The organism is Bacillus sp. H1a (assembly GCF_000633475.1).
GTDB lineage: Bacteria > Bacillota > Bacilli > Bacillales > Bacillaceae_G > Bacillus_A > Bacillus_A paramycoides.
Map to the genome: position 1 here is coordinate 204,350 of NZ_AYMH01000020.1, position 20,700 is coordinate 225,049.

32 protein-coding genes are annotated in these 20,700 nt (G+C 34.3%); 28 read left to right on the forward strand and 4 right to left on the reverse strand.

The window, feature by feature from the left end:
- The first annotated feature begins 71 nt into the window (after positions 1-71).
- The 4 genes from hflX (at position 72) to glnA (ending at position 4,559) form a co-directional block, all read left to right on the forward strand.
- Entirely contained in the window at positions 72-1,346 is a 1,275-nt protein-coding gene (hflX, locus tag U860_RS0110185) for a GTPase HflX (protein WP_025148426.1), read from the forward strand.
- The gene (locus U860_RS0110190; RefSeq protein WP_025148427.1) at positions 1,339-2,610 is read left to right on the forward strand and encodes a methionine gamma-lyase family protein; all 1,272 of its coding nucleotides are present in this window, start codon (positions 1,339-1,341) and stop codon (positions 2,608-2,610) included. The genes hflX and U860_RS0110190 overlap by 8 nt, the downstream gene beginning before the upstream one ends.
- A gap of 176 nt (positions 2,611-2,786) precedes the next feature.
- Entirely contained in the window at positions 2,787-3,176 is a 390-nt protein-coding gene (gene glnR, locus U860_RS0110195) for a transcriptional repressor GlnR (protein ID WP_000656783.1), read from the forward strand.
- Between the two features lie 48 nt (positions 3,177-3,224).
- Complete coding sequence (gene glnA / locus U860_RS0110200) at positions 3,225-4,559, forward strand: type I glutamate--ammonia ligase (protein WP_002172992.1); 1,335 nt, start codon at positions 3,225-3,227, stop codon at positions 4,557-4,559.
- 114 nt (positions 4,560-4,673) lie between these two features.
- Here the strand turns inward: glnA and U860_RS0110205 are convergent, their stop codons facing one another.
- The 4 genes from U860_RS0110205 to U860_RS0110220 are packed head-to-tail and all read right to left on the reverse strand — an operon-like array spanning position 4,674 to position 6,924.
- On the reverse strand, positions 4,674-5,819 hold the full coding sequence (locus tag U860_RS0110205) for a tyrosine-type recombinase/integrase (protein ID WP_025148428.1): 1,146 nt from the start codon (positions 5,817-5,819) through the stop codon (positions 4,674-4,676).
- Positions 5,820-5,860: 41 nt separating this feature from the next.
- Positions 5,861-6,028 (reverse strand): hypothetical protein, encoded by a 168-nt coding sequence (locus tag U860_RS35815; protein ID WP_081806669.1) that lies wholly within the window; start codon positions 6,026-6,028, stop codon positions 5,861-5,863.
- Positions 6,029-6,044: 16 nt separating this feature from the next.
- A complete protein-coding gene (locus U860_RS0110215) occupies positions 6,045-6,473 on the reverse strand; it encodes an ImmA/IrrE family metallo-endopeptidase (protein WP_025148429.1) in 429 nt (142 codons plus the stop codon).
- A 22-nt stretch (positions 6,474-6,495) separates the two neighbouring features.
- Positions 6,496-6,924 carry a helix-turn-helix transcriptional regulator gene (locus U860_RS0110220; RefSeq protein ID WP_025148430.1) on the reverse strand — a complete coding sequence of 143 codons (429 nt, stop codon included), beginning with the start codon at positions 6,922-6,924 and terminating at the stop codon, positions 6,496-6,498.
- A gap of 144 nt (positions 6,925-7,068) precedes the next feature.
- Here U860_RS0110220 and U860_RS0110225 point away from each other — a divergent pair, with 144 nt between their 5' ends.
- The 24 genes from U860_RS0110225 to U860_RS0110350 all read left to right on the forward strand — a co-directional run bounded on the left by U860_RS0110225 (position 7,069) and on the right by U860_RS0110350 (position 20,681).
- Positions 7,069-7,326 carry a helix-turn-helix transcriptional regulator gene (locus U860_RS0110225; protein ID WP_025148431.1) on the forward strand — a complete coding sequence of 86 codons (258 nt, stop codon included), beginning with the start codon at positions 7,069-7,071 and terminating at the stop codon, positions 7,324-7,326.
- The gene (locus U860_RS0110230) at positions 7,311-8,012 is read left to right on the forward strand and encodes a Rha family transcriptional regulator (RefSeq protein ID WP_025148432.1); all 702 of its coding nucleotides are present in this window, start codon (positions 7,311-7,313) and stop codon (positions 8,010-8,012) included. Before U860_RS0110225 ends, U860_RS0110230 begins: the two co-directional genes overlap by 16 nt.
- A gap of 19 nt (positions 8,013-8,031) precedes the next feature.
- Positions 8,032-8,298 carry a hypothetical protein gene (locus U860_RS0110235; RefSeq protein WP_016091296.1) on the forward strand — a complete coding sequence of 89 codons (267 nt, stop codon included), beginning with the start codon at positions 8,032-8,034 and terminating at the stop codon, positions 8,296-8,298.
- A 150-nt stretch (positions 8,299-8,448) separates the two neighbouring features.
- Complete coding sequence (locus tag U860_RS0110245; RefSeq protein WP_025148433.1) at positions 8,449-8,766, forward strand: hypothetical protein; 318 nt, start codon at positions 8,449-8,451, stop codon at positions 8,764-8,766.
- 70 nt (positions 8,767-8,836) lie between these two features.
- Complete coding sequence (locus U860_RS35820) at positions 8,837-9,001, forward strand: hypothetical protein (protein ID WP_205206308.1); 165 nt, start codon at positions 8,837-8,839, stop codon at positions 8,999-9,001.
- A 14-nt stretch (positions 9,002-9,015) separates the two neighbouring features.
- Positions 9,016-9,498: a siphovirus Gp157 family protein gene (locus U860_RS0110255; protein WP_025148434.1), complete on the forward strand. Its 483-nt coding sequence runs from the start codon at positions 9,016-9,018 to the stop codon at positions 9,496-9,498.
- On the forward strand, positions 9,495-10,166 hold the full coding sequence (locus U860_RS0110260) for a DUF1071 domain-containing protein (protein ID WP_025148435.1): 672 nt from the start codon (positions 9,495-9,497) through the stop codon (positions 10,164-10,166). Before U860_RS0110255 ends, U860_RS0110260 begins: the two co-directional genes overlap by 4 nt.
- Before the next feature lie 13 nt (positions 10,167-10,179).
- A complete protein-coding gene (locus tag U860_RS0110265; RefSeq protein ID WP_025148436.1) occupies positions 10,180-10,452 on the forward strand; it encodes a hypothetical protein in 273 nt (90 codons plus the stop codon).
- The gene (locus tag U860_RS0110270; protein ID WP_025148437.1) at positions 10,449-11,213 is read left to right on the forward strand and encodes a conserved phage C-terminal domain-containing protein; all 765 of its coding nucleotides are present in this window, start codon (positions 10,449-10,451) and stop codon (positions 11,211-11,213) included. Before U860_RS0110265 ends, U860_RS0110270 begins: the two co-directional genes overlap by 4 nt.
- Positions 11,149-11,979: an ATP-binding protein gene (locus tag U860_RS0110275; protein WP_029952929.1), complete on the forward strand. Its 831-nt coding sequence runs from the start codon at positions 11,149-11,151 to the stop codon at positions 11,977-11,979. Before U860_RS0110270 ends, U860_RS0110275 begins: the two co-directional genes overlap by 65 nt.
- A gap of 23 nt (positions 11,980-12,002) precedes the next feature.
- Entirely contained in the window at positions 12,003-12,191 is a 189-nt protein-coding gene (locus U860_RS0110280; RefSeq protein WP_025148439.1) for a hypothetical protein, read from the forward strand.
- A complete protein-coding gene (locus U860_RS35825; protein ID WP_081806672.1) occupies positions 12,188-12,358 on the forward strand; it encodes a hypothetical protein in 171 nt (56 codons plus the stop codon). Before U860_RS0110280 ends, U860_RS35825 begins: the two co-directional genes overlap by 4 nt.
- Positions 12,355-12,984, forward strand: coding sequence for a hypothetical protein (locus U860_RS0110290; protein ID WP_025148440.1), 630 nt, complete (start codon positions 12,355-12,357; stop codon positions 12,982-12,984). Before U860_RS35825 ends, U860_RS0110290 begins: the two co-directional genes overlap by 4 nt.
- Before the next feature lie 2 nt (positions 12,985-12,986).
- Positions 12,987-13,109 (forward strand): Fur-regulated basic protein FbpA, encoded by a 123-nt coding sequence (fbpA, locus tag U860_RS35005; protein WP_115610303.1) that lies wholly within the window; start codon positions 12,987-12,989, stop codon positions 13,107-13,109.
- Between the two features lie 94 nt (positions 13,110-13,203).
- On the forward strand, positions 13,204-13,776 hold the full coding sequence (locus U860_RS0110305; protein WP_025148441.1) for a dUTP diphosphatase: 573 nt from the start codon (positions 13,204-13,206) through the stop codon (positions 13,774-13,776).
- A 70-nt stretch (positions 13,777-13,846) separates the two neighbouring features.
- Positions 13,847-14,047 carry an XtrA/YqaO family protein gene (locus tag U860_RS0110310; RefSeq protein ID WP_000775715.1) on the forward strand — a complete coding sequence of 67 codons (201 nt, stop codon included), beginning with the start codon at positions 13,847-13,849 and terminating at the stop codon, positions 14,045-14,047.
- 99 nt (positions 14,048-14,146) lie between these two features.
- On the forward strand, positions 14,147-14,947 hold the full coding sequence (locus U860_RS0110315) for a hypothetical protein (protein ID WP_025148442.1): 801 nt from the start codon (positions 14,147-14,149) through the stop codon (positions 14,945-14,947).
- A 25-nt stretch (positions 14,948-14,972) separates the two neighbouring features.
- The gene (locus U860_RS0110320) at positions 14,973-16,157 is read left to right on the forward strand and encodes an XRE family transcriptional regulator (protein WP_025148443.1); all 1,185 of its coding nucleotides are present in this window, start codon (positions 14,973-14,975) and stop codon (positions 16,155-16,157) included.
- Between the two features lie 95 nt (positions 16,158-16,252).
- On the forward strand, positions 16,253-16,540 hold the full coding sequence (locus U860_RS0110325) for a hypothetical protein (protein WP_000520470.1): 288 nt from the start codon (positions 16,253-16,255) through the stop codon (positions 16,538-16,540).
- Positions 16,541-16,544: 4 nt separating this feature from the next.
- Entirely contained in the window at positions 16,545-16,919 is a 375-nt protein-coding gene (locus U860_RS0110330) for an ArpU family transcriptional regulator (protein ID WP_025148444.1), read from the forward strand.
- 114 nt (positions 16,920-17,033) lie between these two features.
- Complete coding sequence (locus U860_RS0110335; RefSeq protein ID WP_025148445.1) at positions 17,034-17,549, forward strand: PH domain-containing protein; 516 nt, start codon at positions 17,034-17,036, stop codon at positions 17,547-17,549.
- Between the two features lie 153 nt (positions 17,550-17,702).
- Positions 17,703-17,927 (forward strand): hypothetical protein, encoded by a 225-nt coding sequence (locus U860_RS0110340; RefSeq protein WP_025148446.1) that lies wholly within the window; start codon positions 17,703-17,705, stop codon positions 17,925-17,927.
- A gap of 104 nt (positions 17,928-18,031) precedes the next feature.
- Positions 18,032-19,612: a PIN-like domain-containing protein gene (locus U860_RS32425; protein WP_025148447.1), complete on the forward strand. Its 1,581-nt coding sequence runs from the start codon at positions 18,032-18,034 to the stop codon at positions 19,610-19,612.
- A gap of 565 nt (positions 19,613-20,177) precedes the next feature.
- Complete coding sequence (locus U860_RS0110350; protein ID WP_025148448.1) at positions 20,178-20,681, forward strand: sigma-70 family RNA polymerase sigma factor; 504 nt, start codon at positions 20,178-20,180, stop codon at positions 20,679-20,681.
- Positions 20,682-20,700 lie beyond the last annotated feature (19 nt).

Here is a 20,700-nt window from a genome sequence, read left to right on the forward strand (position 1 = left end):
AGATGAAATGTGCTTCCTCTGCTATTATATTAGAAGGTTTAAATTTCGAAAAGGATGAGTGAACATATTTGATGGAAGAAAAAGAAAAAGTCATATTAGTTGGCTGTCAATTGTCGCAAGATGATGATGAAAAATTCATGCATTCCATGAAAGAGCTTGCATCGTTAGCGAAGACTGCGCGAGCAGAAGTGTTAGTGTCCACAACGCAAAAACGCCCGAAGTTTCATCCGGCGACTTATATAGGAAAAGGTAAACTAGAAGAACTTACGATGTTAACTGAAGAATTAGAACCAGCTGTTATTATATTTAATAACGAGTTAACGCCGAGCCAAATTCGGAATTTATCTTCAGTGTTAGATGCAAGAGTGATTGACCGAACGCAGTTAATACTAGACATTTTTGCGCAACGTGCGAAATCAAGAGAGGGTAAGCTTCAAGTAGAATTAGCTCAGTTGCAATATACAATGCCGCGCCTTATGGGGCAAGGTCTGTCTTTATCACGTCTTGGTGGTGGAATTGGTACAAGGGGACCGGGAGAGACAAAGCTTGAAACGGACCGTCGTCATATTCGATCACGTATTGATGAAATCAAGAAACAACTTGCGGTTGTTGTGGAGCATCGAAAAAGATACCGTGAGAGAAGAAAAGATAATAAAGTATTTCAAGTTTCGTTAATTGGATATACAAATGCAGGGAAATCTACTTTGTTTAATAGATTAACGGAAGCGGATACGTTTGAAGAAAACTTATTGTTTGCAACGTTAGATCCGACAACAAGGAAGATGCCGTTACCTTCTGGTTATACAGTGTTATTGACTGATACGGTTGGCTTTATACAAGATTTACCTACGTCGTTAATTGCTGCTTTTCGATCTACGTTAGAAGAAGCTGGTGAAGCGGATGTTATTTTACATGTTGTTGATTCGGCAGACCCTAATTATGTAGGGCATGAGCAAACGGTAAAACAACTATTGTCAGATCTTGAAATTAATCATATTCCTATTATTACGTTATATAATAAAAAAGATAAATTGCATCAAAGTTTTATTCCATTTCCAAAAAGTGATTTCTTAATGACTAGTGCTTTTGAAGAAAATGATTTATTACGTATTAAAGAAGCAATAGAAACGAAGATGAAGGAAGAGATGGTTGTTTATCAAGTGAAACTCCCGCCTAGTGAAGGTAGGTTGTTAACACTTTTAAAAACGGAAACGTTGCTAACAAAAATGGAGTTTTTAGAAGAAGAATTTGTGTACGATTGTACAGGGTATATCTTTGCTCATTCATCGCTTAATGGGCAGTTAAAGAGATTTTTAGTGGAAGAAGGAGAAAATAATAATGTTTGATCGTTTAAAAAATGGAGAAAAGATTGCTCCTATCGTAAAAGAAGTAGAGATTCAAGTTACAGAAGTGCATAAACGTGTGGATGAAGTAATTGAAAGTAACCAATTTCGTGTATTAGAAAGTTTTCGTAGACATAAAATTAGCGATTCGCATTTTATTCCGACGACAGGTTATGGCTATGATGATATTGGTCGTGACACGTTAGAAAAAGTGTATGCTGATGTATTTGGAGCAGAAGCTGGTCTTGTTCGTCCACAAATAATATCGGGTACTCACGCAATTTCAACAGCTTTATTCGGTATTTTACGTCCGGGAGATGAGTTGTTATACATAACGGGAAAGCCATATGATACGCTAGAAGAAATCGTTGGTGTGCGTGGAAAAGGTGTAGGTTCTTTTAAGGAATATAATATTGGGTATAACGCAGTTCCGCTAACTGAAGAGGGGTTTGTGGACTTTGAAGCTGTTGCAGCTGCAATCCATAGTGATACGAAGATGATTGGTATTCAGCGTTCAAAAGGGTATGCTACTCGTCCGTCGTTTACCGTTTCTCAAATTAAAGAGATGATTGCATTTGTTAAAGAGATTAAACCTGATGTTGTTGTATTTGTAGATAACTGTTATGGCGAGTTTATTGAAGAGCAAGAGCCATGTCATGTTGGTGCAGATTTAATGGCGGGTTCTCTTATTAAAAACCCGGGTGGAGGAATTGTTAAAACTGGTGGTTATATTGTTGGTAAAGAACAGTATGTTGAAGCATGTGCATATCGTCTAACATCTCCGGGGATCGGTGCGGAAGCAGGGGCATCTTTATACAGTCTGCAAGAAATGTATCAAGGTTTCTTCTTAGCGCCGCATGTTGCTGGTCAAGCGCTGAAAGGTGCGATTTTTACAGCTGCATTTTTAGAAAAGTTAGGAATGAATACATCACCAGCGTGGAATGCATCAAGAACAGATTTAATTCAATCTGTTCAATTTGATGATAAAGATCGTATGATTGCGTTCTGTCAAGCGATTCAATATGCATCTCCAATTAATTCTCATTTTACGCCATATGCAAACTATATGCCGGGTTATGAAGATGATGTAATTATGGCTGCTGGGACGTTTATTCAAGGTGCAAGTATCGAATTGTCGGCTGATGGCCCGATTCGTCCGCCTTATGTTGCTTACGTACAAGGTGGATTAACTTATTCGCATGTAAAGATTGCGATTTGTTCTGCGATTGATGCGTTAATTGAAAAAAACCTATTAACAATTTCTTAAAGGGAAGCTGTCGATTTCGACAGCTTTTTTTCATATGAAAGTAATGATTTGTGCCATTAGAAAAAAGAATGAAAAAAATTATAAAAAAATCATGTAAGAAAAGCTTACATCTATTGACACTAAACATAACATGATATAAAATGAGAAGCAGTTAAGGCGAAGGAGGAACTGAAACGATGAAAGAAGATAGACGTTCTGCCCCGCTGTTTCCTATTGGTATAGTAATGGATTTAACACAATTGTCTGCACGTCAAATTCGCTACTATGAAGAGCATAATCTTGTTTCTCCAACCCGTACAAAGGGGAATCGTAGATTATTTTCATTTAACGATGTAGATAAGTTGTTAGAGATTAAAGATTTATTAGATCAGGGCTTAAATATGGCTGGTATTAAGCAAGTGTTACTAATGAAAGAAAATCAAACAGAAGCAGTGAAAGTAAAAGAAGAAACGAAAGAAATTTCAAAAACTGAGCTTCGCAAAATACTTCGAGATGAACTACAACATACAGGTAGATTTAATCGGACTTCGTTGCGACAAGGTGATATTTCAAGGTTTTTTCACTAAAGATAACTGATTCTGAAGGTGTTTAGAGGGACTAAGGAGGAATTTATAATGGCTAGGTACACAAAAGAAGATATTTTCCGTTTGGCGAAAGAAGAGAATGTAAAGTATATCCGCTTACAATTTACAGACCTTTTAGGAGTAATTAAAAACGTAGAAATTCCAGTGAGCCAATTAACAAAAGCTCTTGATAACAAAATGATGTTTGATGGATCTTCTATTGAAGGTTTCGTACGTATTGAAGAATCTGATATGTATTTATATCCGGACTTAGATACTTGGGTAATTTTCCCTTGGACAGCTGAAAAAGGTAAAGTAGCTCGATTAATCTGTGATATTTACAATGCAGATGGCACTCCATTTGAAGGAGATCCACGTAACAATTTAAAACGTGTATTAAAAGAAATGGAAGCGTTAGGATTCTCAGATTTCAATCTTGGACCAGAGCCAGAATTCTTCCTATTTAAAGTAGATGAAAAAGGAAATCCAACATTAGAATTAAACGATAACGGTGGATACTTCGACCTTGCGCCGATGGATCTAGGGGAAAACTGTCGTCGTGATATCGTTCTTGAACTTGAAGAGATGGGATTTGAAATTGAAGCGTCTCACCATGAGGTTGCTCCAGGGCAACATGAAATTGACTTTAAATATGCAAATGCAATTCGCTCATGTGATGACATTCAAACATTCAAACTTGTTGTAAAAACAATTGCTCGTAAGCATGGTTTACATGCAACATTTATGCCGAAACCATTATACGGTGTAAACGGTTCAGGTATGCACTGTAACTTATCATTATTTAAAAATGGTGAGAACGTATTCTTCGATCAAAATGGTGAATTACAATTAAGTGATGATGCTCGTCACTTCATCGCAGGTATTTTAAAACATGCACCAGCATTTACAGCGGTAGCAAACCCAACTGTAAACTCTTACAAACGTTTAGTACCTGGATATGAAGCTCCATGTTACGTAGCATGGTCTGCACAAAACCGTAGTCCATTAGTACGTATCCCTGCATCTCGTGGTATTAGTACACGCGTAGAAGTACGTAGTGTTGACCCAGCTGCAAACCCATATTTAGTAATGGCAACATTATTAGCTGCAGGTCTTGACGGAATTAAAAATAAATTAACTCCACCAGCTGCAGTAGACCGTAACATCTACGTAATGACAAAAGAAGAGCGCGAAGAAGCAGGTATCGCTGATTTACCAGCAACATTAGCGCAAGCATTAGTTACATTACAATCTAATGAAGTAGTATGTGGTGCACTAGGAGATCACTTACTTGAGCACTTCATTGAAGCGAAAGAGATTGAGTGGGATATCTTTAGAACTCAAGTTCACCAATGGGAACGCGATCAATATATGTCTCTATACTAAGAGGCACAAACCCTTGACACACAACGTGTTGAGGGTTTTTTTATTTTGTGGGTAAAACACTTTTATTTGAAAGAAGAGTAATCCACCCACAAAACACCCACAAAAAAATCAAACTTACCCCAACACGTTATTCATATAGGCTTCAAACCCCGAAATGGAATCTTTATTAATTTTATCGCTGATATGAGAGTAAACGTTAGAAGTGATTTCTATACTCTTATGTCCTAGTCTATCTTGAATGTATTTCATACTTGCACCAGACTCTAATAAAAGAACCGCGTGGGTGTGTCGTAATGAATGTATTTCTAGTCTAGGTAAATTTGCTTTCTTAAGAATGCGTGAGAATGCATTGAACAATGTTGACTTCGGTAAGAACTTTCCATCTACCCTTGAAAAGACTAAGTCTAATTCATGTTCATATGCATCTTGTAAAACAAGCTTATTGGCATTTTGCCACTTTTTATGTGCCAATAGTTCATCAGTCAAATTTTTTGGAATCATGATAGTACGTTTAGAAGTAAATGTTTTTGTATCTCCAAATAATTCTTCTTTTGTTTTAGCTGTAAAATCCAACGTTTTAGAAATAGTAATAGTATGTTCTTTTAAATTTATGTCTTTCCATTGTAAAGCAGCAGCTTCACCTTTACGCATACCAGTATTCAGAAGTGCTTTGAAAAAGATGTAATAAATATAGTTGTATTGATAAGAAGTCTTTAAGAAAAGGGGAATGTCTTCACTTCGCATATATTTTAGCCCTTCTCTTTCTTTATTGTTCTTATTTGAAATAACTACTTCTTCACAAGGATTGCTTTCGATTTTTTTTAAGCTAACAGCCTTTTTCATAGCATTGTTCATTGTGCCGTGGATAATTTGAACAGTTCGCTTACTGTATCCCTGATCAGTTAAGGAATTAATAAATTTTTGATACATCATTGGTTTGAGTTCTTTTAGATTCATGTTTTGAAAGTAGGGGATGAGATGCTTTTCGATGTTACGTTCATGCAAGATAAAAGTGTTTTTCCTTACATTGTCTTGTTTAAATAATATTAACCAGTCTCTAAGGTAGTGTTTTAACGAAGTAGGAGTAATCTCAACTTCTAAACCGTTTAATAATTTTTTCTCTTCTTCAGCCGCCGCAAGTTGTGCTTCTTTTTTCGTCTTGAATCCACGTTTTGATTTTTCTTTGTATTTTTGAGTATAAGGGTCTTTAAATCTTACTCGGAATTCCCAAACATCTCCGAATTTTCTGAAGCTAGCCATTATAATATTCCCTCTTTCCTTATAATTTTAAAGTGGCTAGATTAATCATCTAACCACTTTACGGGAGTCTCTTTATAACCCGAAACTTCAAATTTCATTTCACCATCAACTGTATAAATTTTTTCAACTATAGGTATCTTTGTGATTTCTTCTGGTTTAACGATGGATTTGTTTCGTTTTTCTCGTTCAGCGGTTAAATCGATAATCAAAATGTCTCACCTCCTTTTAGTAAGGCTTATAAAATTCTAATAGTTCAATTGGAATATTATTTTTGTATGCTATACATGCTTTTGTATCACCAGGTTGAATGGTCTTTTTATCAATTAACAAAAGCGCAGCAAACGTGTTTGCTTCTATCTCTAATTTATCAACGGAAAAGAATGTGTTCTTACGCAGAAAAGGTGTGTTTGCATGAGTATGTAGGATTGCATGTCCTAATTCATGCGCACAAACAGTTCTTTGCATGGATGGAGACAAATGATTATTAATAACGATGAAACGATTTCTTTTTTCGTATTTATAAAATCCGTTTATTTCTTCGTGTAAATCCCAGGTTAGTACATTTATCTTTAAACAATCTGCAAGCTCATAGGGGTTATTCGTGTTGTATTTTGTGCAAAGTTGTTGGACTAGATCTCTTATGACGAATTTCAATGTTTTCCCTCCTAAGCTCGCATCAGTTATCGTCGGTATTACGATATTTCTTAGGAACGTATTTTTTATTGATTACTTTGGTTTGTTTCACGATGTATTCCATTGCATCTAATAAAGATTCTATGGCTTCTTCGCTCATAGGCTCACCAGAGAACATTAATCCGTCTTGACCTTGAAGATCTCTTTTTATTTCTTCCATTCTTTTTGCGATATCTTTTTCATCTTTTGAAGTAAGGTTACTTGTTTGAGTGGCTCCCTCTTCAGTGAGCAATAAATTGATATCAATATCTAAAGCGGAAGCGATTGTTCTTAAAGTATCTAAACTGGGATTGTATCTTCCGCTTTCAAGATCACCTAAATACGAGCGTGAAATATTAGCTTTTTCTGCTAGTGCTTTTTGCGTCATTTTCTTTTCTTTTCTATATTTTTTTATGTTTATTGATACGTTCATAAGGCATGGTTCCCTCCTAAAATGTCGGTATTATCGACCTTTATAAAAAAGTTTAATCTAAAAATGACGGAAAAACAATGAAAAATCTATTTACATTATGACGGAAATACCGTACAATGAGTTTTGTAAGGCGGTGATTAATTGATGGAACATCATGAAACACTGGGGATGATAGTCAAAAAAAGTCGTCAAAATAAAAAGTTGCGACAAATTGAAGTATCAAAATCAGCTTCTATATCTAGGAATTACCTTTCCGATATTGAGAATGACAGGTATACCCCTAGTTTAAAAACTTTTATAAGGTTAGCTTCTGTTTTGGAGTTAGACCTTAATTTATTGACAAAAATGACGGAAATACAAGTTAATCGTGATGAGGAGGATTCTAAATGTACGATCAGTTAGCTGTTGTGGACGAGAAGTTTTCATTAAGTGTTGTAAATCAGAGTGGCAAATTATTAGTTGATAGTAGAGAAGTCGCAAATATGATAGGTAAACGTCACACAGATTTATTAAGAAGTATTGAAAATTATATAAAGATTTTAGAAAACGCAAAAATGCGTTCTCAGAATTTTTTTGTAGAGGACAATTATACAACTGAAGGTAATAACAAAGCTTACAAAAAATATCTCTTAACTCGTAAAGGGTGTGACTTGGTAGCGAATAAATTAAACGGTGAAAAGGGAGTACTTTTTACTGCTACATATGTTATGCAATTCGAAGAAATGGAGAAGCGGATACAAGGGGAGCAAGAAATGCTAGGGAACACTTACAGTCAAATCAAATTGCTAGCAACAGGAACACTTGATTTAAATAACAGAGTTACATCCTTAGAAGAAAAAATTGAAACGCAATTAACTATTGATTACGGTCAGCAACGTATTCTAGAAAAAAGTAAAGCCAAAAGAATCTACTTCTTATGGGGAAACGAGCATGTAGATAGAGAAGTACATGATTCTACTCGCAAGCTATTCGGATTACTAGGACGTAATTTGAAAGATGCATTCAATGTGAATAGTTATAGGGACATTTTGAAAAAGGATTTCGAGGAAGCTTTGAACTTTATAAACGGTTGGAGACCAATGGTTTAAAAATAAGGAGGGAATAATCATGTTCAATGTTCAAATAGACGAAAATGTTGTGAAGGAATTATGCGTGGAAGAAATTCAAAAGAGGGTTAAAGAGTACGACGCTGAGTTAGCGTTTTGGGATACTAAGGAGCTTAAAAAACGTGTATGTATGTCATGGAATACAATTCAGGATCAGTTCTTCTTTGACCCACGGTTCCCAAAATTCAAAGTGGGTAAGAAATGGTATTTCCCAGCAAAACAAGTACAAGCATTTTTAGTTGAATGGGCAGAAGAAAGGATGGATTAATGATGTTTACAATTGATTACAACAATGTAAAAGTATCTGATTATCTTAGGCTACTAGCCCATTATAAATTGCCAAATAAAAAGCAGCGTCGATTAATTGAGCATAGGTTTGTATGTCTAAATGCTCTTTTTAAAAAGGTAGGTGAATCTAGTGAGAATTGAAAATTTAGTGTTACCCGAGGATGCTGAGTTAGCGAAATCATTACGTAATAAGAAGGAGAACTACATAAAGAATCAATTTTTGTTAAATCGTATTGCAAGTAAGAAAAATGTAGAGGGGAAAACCAAAGAGTTCTATGAGACTTGTAAAGAGTACGAAGCTTGTGGAGAAAAGGCAAAAGAGTGTGATAAGCAATTAAAGGAATTGATATTTAAAAAGAAAGAAAATGATAGAGTTCAGCATGTTATAGAGCGTATGCGAGAGGTTGGAATTAAAGAGGATGTTATTCAAAAGGTTTTATGTAAATAAAAAGAAACCCACTGCAATGGGTTCCATTTAAAAACAAATTCGAAGTCAGTATATCACATGGGGTGATTACGTGGAAGAGACAATAGAAAATCAATTATTAAAAAAGCAGGTTGAAACGGCTGTAAGTAGCTTGAAACTTATATCTAAGCAGGAAGGAGATAACTGTAGAAAGTTAGATATAGATTATGTAATTACCATATTAACTAATAAACCATATGGCAGTATGCCGTTTTAGGAGGCTATAAAACTATGAAACTGTACGAATTAACAAATAACTTCAATCAATTACAGCAAATGATTGAGGACGGGGCAGATCCAGAAGTAATTAACGATACACATCAATCAATCAGTGAAGCAATTGAAGATAAAGTACAAGGTGCAGCGTTATTGATTCGCAATATTGAAGCGCAAGTTGAAGTGATTAAAGGAGAAGAGAATCGCTTGGCTGAACGCCGTAAGTCTTTTGAGAACAGCTGTAAAAATATTAAGGATTATTTATATCATCAGATGGTTGCTGTGGATAAAAGACGTATTAAAGGTGCATTGATAACAGTAGGTATTCAAAAGAATCCAGCAAGTTTAGATATTGCAGAGGATGCAGTTATTCCACCAGAATACATGATTCCGCAGAATCCTAAGGTAGATAAAAAAGCATTATTACTAGCGATTAAGAATGGTATGAAGTGGGATGGTATTTCATTAAAACAAGGTGAGAGTGTGAGAATACGATGAGTGAAACTAAAAATTACTTTGCAGAATTAGCATCTATTGATGTTAGTAAGCATGTAGAGAAGAAGGGGCGTTTCAGTTATCTGAGTTGGTCATGGGCTGTAGACCAGCTTTTGAAAAAACATCCTGATGCTACATGGCAAGTTGTTAGGTTCGATGGATTACCTTATATGAAAACAGAGGTTGGGTACTTTGTTGAAGTTGAGGTAACGGTAAATAACATCACGCGTTCACAAATTCATCCGGTATTAGATAACTATAATAAGCCAATCGCAAAGCCTACGCCATTCCAAATAAACACGTCGATTCAAAGGTGTCTGGCAAAGGCTATTGCACTACATGGTTTGGGCTTATACATTTATTCGGGCGAAGATATTCCACAAGATGATGAACCAAAACAAGCAGTTAAGCAACTAGATAAGGTTCCACAACAGGAGCAAGTTGGACAAGCAGAGGTTGTAAATGAGCAAAGAATAAAAGCAATTCATGTGCAAATTAGAGAGTTATCGGAAGTATATAACATGTCATTTGAAGAAACGAAAAACACTGTAAAACAGTCATTAGGAATTCAATCTTTCAAAGGAATTACAGTGCAACAAGCATCCTATTTACAAAAAACGATAACATCGTGGTTAAACGAAGCGAAAGAAAAGCAACAGCAAGCACAATAGGCAGGTGACTGAGATGAAAACAGTAGTAAGAGATGGTTCAATGCCAATAGCTTTGAATAGAAATTTAGGCACTAGGTATTTACGTGATAGAAGGTTATCTGAATTACTCAAACGTTGTCGTCGTTTAGAAAATGAAGGATTTGATTATCTATTTCCTATTCGACGAGTATTAGAAACGATTAAACATAGAAATGCTGAAAATCCTCATCTGTTTAAAGGATGCTTTGTGATGGATCGTGACCGTGGATTCTACTATGAGGTTGTTATGAGGAAGGTGAAGGGATGAGTAATTTATTAATTCATGAAGAACCATTACTTGTTCTTCCAGGACTGGCAACGAAAATTGGATTGAATGAAGCTATATTTTTACAACAAATACACTATTGGCTAAGGCGTTCCAAGCATTTTTATGATGGAAGACCGTGGATTTATAACAGCATTCCAAAATGGCAAGAACAGTTTCCTTTTTGGGGAGAATCAACTATCAAAAGAACTATTAAAAACCTTGAAAATATCAATGTATTGGTTATCGGGAACTATAACAAGAAAAAATTTGATAAAACAAAATGGTACTCAATAGATTATACATTTCTCCGTCAGTTAGAATCGACCGACGATGAGGTCAATTTGACCCCACGAGCAGGTCAAGTTGACCCGATGGAAGAGGTCAATTTGAACCGACCAATACCAGAGAATATACAGAGAGTAACAACAGAGACTACAGCAAAAGAATATATAGTCGAGATAGTAAACTATCTCAACGACGTGTGTGGTAGTAGTTACCGTTTAACATCTAAGAAAACACAAACATTAATTAAAACTAGATTAATAGAAGGATTCACTGTGGATAACTTTAAAACTGTGATTGATACAAAGGCTAGAGAATGGTTAAGAACGGAACAAGCGAAGTATTTAAGACCAGAAACGTTATTCGGCACAAAGTTTGAAGGTTATTTACAACAAGGAAAGGTGGAAGGAAAACATGGCTCTAATAAAGGTAACAGATATAGCAAAGACCCTTTCGAAGAAGATGATCTTCCTTTCTGATACATGTGAGGTTTGCAAAAAAGAACGTAAACGTACTGTTAGATTCATGAAGATAAATGGTGAAGTAGTTTGTCCGGTATGTAAGTTAACAGAAGACAATCAAAAGCTAGAAGCAGAAATGAATGTATTCCGAGATGAGAAAGAAAAGAGAAAACGTAAGAGTATGTTTTACGATAAGAGCTTGATTAAAGATGAAACAATTAAACTTGCTAGATTCTCAAATTTTAAATCTGATTGTGAAGAGGATGAGAAAAATTACACTCTAGCAAAACGAGCACTTGAGGATTATTTAAATGATGTGAGGTTTAATTTAATTCTAGTTGGAAAAGTAGGCGCTGGTAAAAGTCATCTTGCCTATTCAATTGCTCATGAAATGAATGAGGATAGCGCAGGAACTGTTCTTTATGTTTCTGTATCAGAACTATTTGACTATATACGTTCTACATTCAATGGGCAATCTGAGGAATCTGAGCATAGCATTGTTAATTTACTAATTAGTGCAGATTTATTAGTTATTGATGACTTAGGTGCAGAACTAGGAGATATGGATGCTGCGGATCCAAAGGCAACTGCATTCGTGAATCGTGTACTGTTCAAAGTATTTGATGGGAGACAAGGGAAGAAAACAATCATTACAACAAACCTAACAGGTGAAGCTGTTATGAAAGCTTACGACGAGCGCATTACATCTCGTATGTTCAACACATACAGGCATATTGAGTTTAAGTATACAAGGGATAAGCGGAAAAGAAAGTTACCTTTTTAAGATGATGTAAAGGGGAGTTTTTAATGATAGAGACAATAATTGTGAAATGGTATTGCGAACATTGTGATGCACATAATCGCTTAGAAGTGCATCCAAATGGAGGATTTATGGATAAGGATTTTCATGCGTTATGCCGCAAATGTGAAGAATCTAGTTCAATGGTATTATCAGCTACTCTTTTAGAGAAACAAAATAGGGATAAGCTTTTATGACCATTACTGTAATTCGTCCTGATGTCCATATTTCAAGCGTTAGTAGTTGGGGAATGGTATTTACACCATCTCCGACAAACAACGCTGAATGGACATGTGAGGACTATAAAAATACAACGGGAAAACGGATTGAAGAAATGCTAAAGAAAGCGAAGGGGAAAGAATGAAAACATATAAAGGATTTGAAGCGATTGAAAGAATGAAAACGAATTGGATTAAAGAAAAGAATGATTTTTTTGCACACACATTAAAAAAAGGTAAGCATGAGGTTTTGGGAATTAGTAGTCAGCGTATTGTACCATCTGCAATCGGTATGAATTTCTTTTTTGAAAACGAGTTTGTAGATTATGAGAAGCCATTGAATTTAGAGTACGGTGAAATGTTTGTAATGGAAAGTTCAAATGGGAAATGGTACGGAATTTTAAAAGAAGAGACTCAAACTAAGTATTACTTAATCATGGGGTTAAAAGTAGGGGAATATCGTTTCTATGAAAATGGATGTTCTTTCAAAAGATATCAGGGACGTACATTCCGAAAGGCAACAGATGAAGAGTTAGAAGAATTTGAGCGCTTCATGATGTTTTATAAGAAGGATCGTAAAATGGACGAGTTTAAGTTAGGTGACATTTGTGAACGAAAAGATGTCCTATATAAAGTAGTTGTTCAAACTGAGGATAACAAATTTGAGGGTGTTTTAGGTTGTGTAGCAATTAATGAAAAAGATACTCCAGTAAAATACTTTCCAGTGAAAAGCATGGAATTACAATTTTGTGTCGAGGACATGGTGGGGTAATTTTGCATCAACACATCATAGATCAACTGATTGATAGAGGTATTTATAAATCCAAGGACGGGCTTCGAGATTTATTTCAATGCTCGTTTGAGGAGTTAGTGGAAATGTTGGAGGGAGAAGAGTGAGTTTTAAAAAGGAAATGGCAATCATTTTAGTCAGCTGGCTTTTAATCAGTGTGACTATATTCTTACTAAAATACAAACTTGGAGTGAACTTATAATGATTCAGTTACACACAATTACATCTGAAGAGAAGAAACAAAACTTTGATATTACGGAACTATTTGAAATGCAAAAAGAACTGGATAAACGAATTGGATATAAAGGAAATGACAAAATGGATATGTTGTTTCGTGCATTACTGGTGGAGATCAGTGAAGCATGGAATGAAACTCGAGCGTTTAAGATGTGGAGCACAGGATTTGGAGTTCCAAAGAATGGTCTATTAGAAGAGTTAATTGATGGTCTCCATTTTCTTATGAACATTGTAATTGAATTAGATAAATGTACATGGAGACATGAACTTATTCCGTCGTTCAGCATGCAATCCATTATGAGAAAAGATACAAGCAATGTAAATATGCTGTTCGAATGGTACATGCAAGATGTGTTGACTGCAAAAAGGGCATGGTGCCAGTACAGAGATTTAACTACAACGATGGGACATTTGAGAAGAGCGTTTGGCATTTTCTTTCGTATTTGCTATTTGTATGGATTTAATTATCAGGACGTTATTGATTCGTATAAGGAGAAGAATGCGGAAAATTTCGAGAGACAGGATAATGGGTATTAATTTAATTATAAAAGGAAGTAAATTAAGAAGAACTCGCAAATAAGAGTAAGAGATAATAGGAGGTTATTTTTTGAAACTGCAAGATATAGAAATCAATCCTAGTACCATGAAGTTAGAAATAGATATTATGGAAATACCTAAAAATTGTGTGGTTGTTATATCTGATGGGAAGGCAAAGTTTAGGGAGCTACCACCCTATGGTGAATATAAAATAATTACACATCAAGGAAAAGTAAAAAGAATGAGGAAAGAAGAGGGAGAAGAATTTTAACTTTAAAAAAAAGAGGATTTTATCACTCTTTCTTTAATTTTTTTATAAATAGTATATAATTGAAGAGCTTATATAAAAATAAAGAAAGAGGGATTGGAGATGCAAGAATATACTTTTAGTTCAGAAGTAAATCAAGTAATTGTTGATGGGATATTAAATGGATATAAAAGCTATATCCATGAACGCAATGAAAAACAAAGAACGATGGTGATTAGTGATGCATATGCATGGGTAAAAGGGAATCATATTGATGATCAGACAGCTAGAGAGTGCGCAAATGTGGGGATCGAGTACAGAAAGGCTAGAGCTGGGTATACGTGGGGGTATTTACAATTTACATCTTCTGAAGATAAAAGCATGTTTATTATCAAAAATTCAAAGTATTTCAATGATGAGAATTTTCCAGGTGGTAAGGGGATTGACGGAAATAAAAAGCGTAAGAGAAATGATGAAAATTATTTAAAGAAGTTATCCAGAGTGAACTGGAAAATTAAATTTCCAGAAACTCCTACACTCCTTCCTAAAGAAAAGGGTTCGGTTGAATTCTTAACCCTCTTTGATGATAATACTATGAAATCATTAGAGGATACGGAAGTAAGTAAATTACAGGAAGAATACAATAAATTTTATATTGTAACTTACGAAATTGATGAAGCATTTATGATCTCTAAAATATTTGTTTGGATGCCGAATCCAAATGATGAGAAAGCCTATTTAGTTGAGGATTTAACGGAATTAATTAACAATAGCTCAGTGGACTTTGATGATGTAGATCTAACAGCTCTAGAAAGTGATGAAATGGATTATAACTATGATTCACCTGCAGCTATTGATTTTGATATATTCCATGATGACGAGCTGGACCGTGAGAAAACAGATAATGATGATAGTCAAAGTTAGAAATATATTGTAGGAGGTAGATACAATGTTTGTTGGTACAAATTTGACCAACATTCGAATTCTCCATGGTTATACAAGGAAACAACTTTCCGAAATGTTGGAAATTACAGAACAAGCCGTTTGGCAGTATGAGAACGGGTATATGTCTCCTAAGTTGGAAGTTATTAACGAATTGAAGAGGATTTTCAAGGTGAAAAGCAAGTACTTTTACTCTGAAGATTTTCTTAGTAAAAATGGAAAATCGAATATTCAACAATGTCATATTGCTTATAGAGCTGAAATTATGAATAGTGCTCAAAAAAATCAAAGTGAAGCCAAAACAATTGAGTTTCTTAGTTCCTTTCTAAGTATTATTGAAAAAAAATTGCACTATCCTCCAAATGAAATAGTAGCTCTAAGGGAAAAAGTGATTCAATATCTTACTCGTTCTAATGAGGATAGAAAAGTGCAAATTGAGCGAGTAGCTAGCATGGCTAGAGAGTTTTTAGAGATAGGTAATAAAAGTAATATAAATTTATTATTTTTACTTGAGAAAAAAGGAATGTTTGTTTTTGAAAAGGCAATTGGTGAAAGAATAGATGCTTACAGTTTATGGTCTGAGGATGGACGACCTTTTATTATGTTAGGAAATTTGAAAAAATCTGCGGCTAGAAGAAATTTTGATTTAGCTCACGAATTAGGTCATTTATTATTACACTATAAAGTTGAATTTTCTTCATTAGACAATAAAGCACATAGAGAGCATGAACAAGAAGCGAATTTATTCGCTGGGGCTTTTTTGTTACCTGAAAAAGAGTTTACTGCAGACTTTAATTTGCTTTCTAAGAATTCAGCACCAGATTCTTATATTGATTTAAAAAAGAAATGGATTGTTTCAATTCAAGCACTTGCCTATAGAGCTCATTCACTTGGTTTACTGGACTATCAAAAGTATAGATACTTTAATATCAAATTAAATAAGCAGGGTTATAAGGTTAGAGAACCTCTAGATGATGAAATAAAAATTATGAAGCCTGGAAAAGTGAAAAGTATTTTACAGTTATTATTTGATAGGAATTATTTATCATTGGGCACACTTTTAGATACACTTAAGGTAGATGTGGAATTTTTATCTAACCTTACAGGGATAGAAAAAGAGTTCTTTGAAAAATATCAAAATGACTTAGCGAAAGAATTTACTGTTTCTGATCTTAACTTGAAAATTAATTAAGAGTTCTACCAGCCAACTGGAGGGCACTAAATAAACGTATTAAGCGTTTGTTTGGTGTCTTTTTTATTTCAATGAAAAGGAGAGGAGGGGTTTAAATGGGGAAAAGTCAACGAGATAAGGGTATGAGACGTGAAAGAGAATTTGCTAATTTGATAGGCGGTGCTCGTGTGCCACTCTCTGGTGCAATGGACGGGTACTCAAATGATGTGAAGGGTTTAGGGCTTGAATGGGAAGTAAAAGCGAGGAAAGAAGGATTCAAGACGTTATATAACTGGTTGGAGGATGAACGTGAACAGCCAGATGCACTAGCAATAAAAGCGGATAGAAAACCTTGGTTGGTAGTTATGCCGCTGGATACATTTTTGAAAATGGTGAAGGAGTGAGAGTATGTTGGATATTGCCCTACCTGTTCTTAACAAAGAGCAGACAAAGAAGAATGTGCTTCAAGCTTTGAAAAAGTATCATTTGTTCTTATCAAGTATAGATGAAAGAGATATAGAGCGTGTACAAAATGGTAAGGTGATCGGCATGAGTAAGACAGTTCTAGAACGAATTAACTATATTCAAGAAATACGAAAAGGTGTAGAGAAGTTAAATGTGTGGGATAAACAGCTCATTGGATTAGCTTATCTAGGGAAAGAGAATCCTAGTTGGGTAAAGATGTGTAGAATATTGAATATGTCTCAACCGGATTATTATAGGAAGAGGAATAAGGCTTTATGTGAGCTGGCCTATAAGTTGGGAATTGAGGTAGAAGGATGAGAACCGCTTGATGTAGCGGTTTTTGTTTATTATTTATATAATGTAAATTCTTTCTTAATTTAGTTCCGCATATTAATAAAGAAATAGAATTTTACGAGGGGGAATGAGAAGCAAATGTGGACATTTTTTATTATTGTGGGATTAGGTGCAGCATGTATCATATTATTCTTAATGATGAGCAATCATGATATGAATAAATTAGATGTATTTAAGAAAGAAAACCCTGAGGTGTATGAAAAATATAAGGGTGCTTTCGATTCTCAACCAGGAGATTTTTCAATGGTAAAATTGTCTGTTGAATCGGTTGAATCCCGACTATTACCTGAGGAAACAATTTGTTATTCATTCGCCCAACCAAGGTATCAAAATAAGGACATGAACGTTTATATTTTGACAGACAAACGATACATATATTACGGTATTAGATTAACTAAAAAGGCTTTTAAATCCATCCCTTATAATAAAATAGAGAGTGTTGATGTTAAAGAAAAGGCATTAGTTACAGAATTAGAAGTGAAATCTAAAGAAGAGAAAATTGATGTGTTTTTTGGATCCTATCATAAGAAGTATTTTGATGAGTTCTATATATTTTTAACAGAGAAACAATTAAACTCGGATCTGGGGAGTTAATTGTTAATAAGTCACTAATTGTATATCAAGCAAGAAAGAGACCACATAATTTTGTGGTCTCTTTCTGTTGAGAGTTAGCAATGGATTATCCTTTTTTATTTATTGTTTGTTATATTGATAATAAATCAATGTTTTTAAGGAGCTAATATACTTATGAAACAGGTTGTAGGAGAATGTTTTTCACCAAGTAAACTATACAAAGTGCAAATTATAAAACGAAAAGATGGTTTGTATACAACGGAAGTTTATAGGTGGATGGAGGATTGTGGATATGAGTTTTGGAGTTCTATTAATCAAGGATTTTCTTTGATAGATAGTGAAGATCATGCACAAAAGATAGCTATTGAACAGTTGAGGGTGTATGCTAAAGAAATTTAGTAAAATAAATGAAATTGAACTGTTAGAAAGTCAATATGGGGGAAAATAGAAAAATATGATATAGTTGGATATGTTTGATTAGCTAAGTTGTAGGAGGGTATATTATGAAAATGGTTTTTCCAGAATTTTATAAACGTAATGAAGAAGAATGTAAAGAAATGTTCAAGGATTGTTATTTTATAATTGATACAAATGTTTTGCTTAATTTATATAGGTATTCAGAATCTACTAGAAATGAATTATTAGGGTTATTAGAGAAAATTAAAGATCAGTTATGGATGCCATACCAAGTAGGATTAGAATTCCACTTTAATCGAGTACCTGTAATTTTAGAACAGAAAATGGCTTATGAGAATATTTATAAAAAAATTGATTCGCAAGCTAATGATTTTATTATAAATTTAAAAAAGGGGTTTAATAATAGACACCCAAAAATCCAGATGGATAGTATAGCAAAACAGATAAGAAGTTCGTTTAATTCACTTATTAAAGATTTGAAAAAACATGAAGAAGAGCACCCGAATTTATTAAATAATGATAATATTTTAGCGGAATTGAATCAGATGTATGAAGGGAAAGTAAGTGAGCCCTATTCGAAAACAGAGCTACAACAAATTTATGAAGAGGGGGAAAAACGTTATCAAAAGAACTTCCCACCTGGGTATGAAGATGAGAAGACAAAAAAAGATCGTACTAAAGAATATGATGATATCATTTATAAAGATAAATTTGGTGATTTAGTTGTTTGGAAACAAATTATAGATAAAGCCAAAGAGGAACAAAAAACAATAGTTTTTGTTACGGATGACGTTAAAGAAGATTGGTGGGAAATTAAAAAGGGAAGAACGATAGGTCCACGAATTGAATTGTTAAATGAATTTAAAAAAGAAGCTAATGTTGATTTTTATATGTATAAAACAGATAGTTTTATGAAATATATTAAAGAATATTTACAAGAGAAGGTAAATAAAGAGGCGATAAAGGAGATGGAAGATGTAAGAGAATCCAATCTTTATAATGAAGATATGTATCTAGAGAATTATATTGCTTCTGATGAGTATGGCAGAAGTTTCAACAATCCTGCTGTACGAGCTGAGTATATTAAAAATTACATTAATTCCAATGAGCGTACATATCCTGGGAATTACATTAATTCCAATGAGCGTACATATCCTGGGAATTACATTAATTCCAATAAGCGTACATATCCTGGGAATTATAGTGATTCCAATGAGCGTACATATCCTGGGAATTATAGTGATTCCAATGAGCGTACATATCCTGGGAATTATAGTGATTCTAATGAACGTACATATCCTGGGAACTATAGTGATTTGAACGAACGTATTTATCCAGATGGTGGTATTGAGGTACAAAGGGAATTATCTAAAGGGGACAATTTTGAGTATGTAGCACAAACTAAACTTTTCAAAAGACGAGAATATTTCTTAGAAAATATACGAAACGTACGTTCTGAAATTGACAGAATGTTTGAGAGCATTAGTGCTAATTTAGATGACTGGAATTTAATTAAATATCAACAACTCAAAACAGATTATTTTAGAAATACTCTTAAGTTTAAAAAGGAAGAAAACAGTTTAAATGAACTGCAAGAACTTTATTTAAATCATGAGAAAATATATAAAGATGTGAAGGAACTATACGCAGAATCAATCCTTAAATAAAAGTGTTTAGGATATTACAGTATTAATTGGACCATCTATAAATATAGATGGTTTTTTATTTTGATAAAAAATAGATAAAAAATATTATAAATTTCCCTGTATTATAAAAGTGTCATAAGAACTGCCACGGAAATGGTACTGTATGTTGTTTCTTGATTTATCTAAATTTCTCGGGTTAGGGCAATTAATTATAGTTTACTCACGAATAAACGTAAGTAAGGGTCCGACCAACGGGGGAGAGGGTTACACCTCTCTTTGAGCCGAGGATGTTCCTTCCGAATGTCCAATTGCTAATCATACTTTCCTCGGTTCAAAGAGGCGTGGGGCACCTCAACACTTTATTTCTCTCTTGAACTTTACCAAACTAATTAGAAGCATCAGCTACACTTACCGATTTGTGTCTATGAGGAACGGTTTTCCGTTTCTCTGACTGTATAAGTGGAATTCACTTGTGTAGTGAGAGAAGCGTAGAAATTAAATATGAAAGTAATAAAAGAACACTGTTATGTAGAGAAGTACAGTCTATATACGGTGTTCTTTTTTGTTTATAAGGAGGGGATAGGTTATGCAGGATTTGATTAAGCAATATAACACGACTTTAAGACAATTGAGAGAGGCACAAAAGGATGCTAAAGAGGAAGATATAAAGATTCTAACTGATATGATTAGCGACATTTCTTATTCCTTAGAATGGATGAAAAAGGCGAGAAGACCGGGAAATCGTAGAGGGATTGAAAGGTTAGCAGCTTATCAGAGAGAAAGAGCGTGTGATCCGTTACTGATGCAAAGGTATTTTCGTAGCATGGATGATAACTTATATGAGTGGGACGGTCATCAGCAAGAACATGCAATTGGTGAATGGGATAAAATTAGATTGGAAGATGCATTATCATTGTTAACAGAACGGGAGAAAGAAGTGTATTTAATGTCCCGAGGATATTGTTTAACATACAGAGAGATTGCTAGATACCTCAACATTACATGCAGTACAGTACAATCCATGATAGAACGTGCTGAAAAGAAAATAGAGAGACAGGTAAATGAGAGCCTCTTCTGCAATTGTGGATGAGGCTTTTTATATTTATTTT

Coding starts and splice junctions, on each gene's coding strand:
- hflX (WP_025148426.1), top strand. CDS start 72: ATGGAAGAAAAAGAAAAAGTCATATTAGTTGGCTGTCAATTGTCGCAA.
- U860_RS0110190 (WP_025148427.1), top strand. CDS start 1,339: ATGTTTGATCGTTTAAAAAATGGAGAAAAGATTGCTCCTATCGTAAAA.
- glnR (WP_000656783.1), top strand. CDS start 2,787: ATGAAAGAAGATAGACGTTCTGCCCCGCTGTTTCCTATTGGTATAGTA.
- glnA (WP_002172992.1), top strand. CDS start 3,225: ATGGCTAGGTACACAAAAGAAGATATTTTCCGTTTGGCGAAAGAAGAG.
- U860_RS0110205 (WP_025148428.1), bottom strand. CDS start 5,819: ATGGCTAGCTTCAGAAAATTCGGAGATGTTTGGGAATTCCGAGTAAGA.
- U860_RS0110220 (WP_025148430.1), bottom strand. CDS start 6,924: ATGAACGTATCAATAAACATAAAAAAATATAGAAAAGAAAAGAAAATG.
- U860_RS0110225 (WP_025148431.1), top strand. CDS start 7,069: ATGGAACATCATGAAACACTGGGGATGATAGTCAAAAAAAGTCGTCAA.
- U860_RS0110230 (WP_025148432.1), top strand. CDS start 7,311: ATGTACGATCAGTTAGCTGTTGTGGACGAGAAGTTTTCATTAAGTGTT.
- U860_RS0110235 (WP_016091296.1), top strand. CDS start 8,032: ATGTTCAATGTTCAAATAGACGAAAATGTTGTGAAGGAATTATGCGTG.
- U860_RS0110255 (WP_025148434.1), top strand. CDS start 9,016: ATGAAACTGTACGAATTAACAAATAACTTCAATCAATTACAGCAAATG.
- U860_RS0110260 (WP_025148435.1), top strand. CDS start 9,495: ATGAGTGAAACTAAAAATTACTTTGCAGAATTAGCATCTATTGATGTT.
- U860_RS0110265 (WP_025148436.1), top strand. CDS start 10,180: ATGAAAACAGTAGTAAGAGATGGTTCAATGCCAATAGCTTTGAATAGA.
- U860_RS0110270 (WP_025148437.1), top strand. CDS start 10,449: ATGAGTAATTTATTAATTCATGAAGAACCATTACTTGTTCTTCCAGGA.
- U860_RS0110275 (WP_029952929.1), top strand. CDS start 11,149: ATGGCTCTAATAAAGGTAACAGATATAGCAAAGACCCTTTCGAAGAAG.
- U860_RS0110280 (WP_025148439.1), top strand. CDS start 12,003: ATGATAGAGACAATAATTGTGAAATGGTATTGCGAACATTGTGATGCA.
- U860_RS35825 (WP_081806672.1), top strand. CDS start 12,188: ATGACCATTACTGTAATTCGTCCTGATGTCCATATTTCAAGCGTTAGT.
- U860_RS0110290 (WP_025148440.1), top strand. CDS start 12,355: ATGAAAACATATAAAGGATTTGAAGCGATTGAAAGAATGAAAACGAAT.
- U860_RS0110305 (WP_025148441.1), top strand. CDS start 13,204: ATGATTCAGTTACACACAATTACATCTGAAGAGAAGAAACAAAACTTT.
- U860_RS0110315 (WP_025148442.1), top strand. CDS start 14,147: ATGCAAGAATATACTTTTAGTTCAGAAGTAAATCAAGTAATTGTTGAT.
- U860_RS0110320 (WP_025148443.1), top strand. CDS start 14,973: ATGTTTGTTGGTACAAATTTGACCAACATTCGAATTCTCCATGGTTAT.
- U860_RS0110325 (WP_000520470.1), top strand. CDS start 16,253: ATGGGGAAAAGTCAACGAGATAAGGGTATGAGACGTGAAAGAGAATTT.
- U860_RS0110330 (WP_025148444.1), top strand. CDS start 16,545: ATGTTGGATATTGCCCTACCTGTTCTTAACAAAGAGCAGACAAAGAAG.
- U860_RS0110335 (WP_025148445.1), top strand. CDS start 17,034: ATGTGGACATTTTTTATTATTGTGGGATTAGGTGCAGCATGTATCATA.
- U860_RS0110340 (WP_025148446.1), top strand. CDS start 17,703: ATGAAACAGGTTGTAGGAGAATGTTTTTCACCAAGTAAACTATACAAA.
- U860_RS32425 (WP_025148447.1), top strand. CDS start 18,032: ATGAAAATGGTTTTTCCAGAATTTTATAAACGTAATGAAGAAGAATGT.
- U860_RS0110350 (WP_025148448.1), top strand. CDS start 20,178: ATGCAGGATTTGATTAAGCAATATAACACGACTTTAAGACAATTGAGA.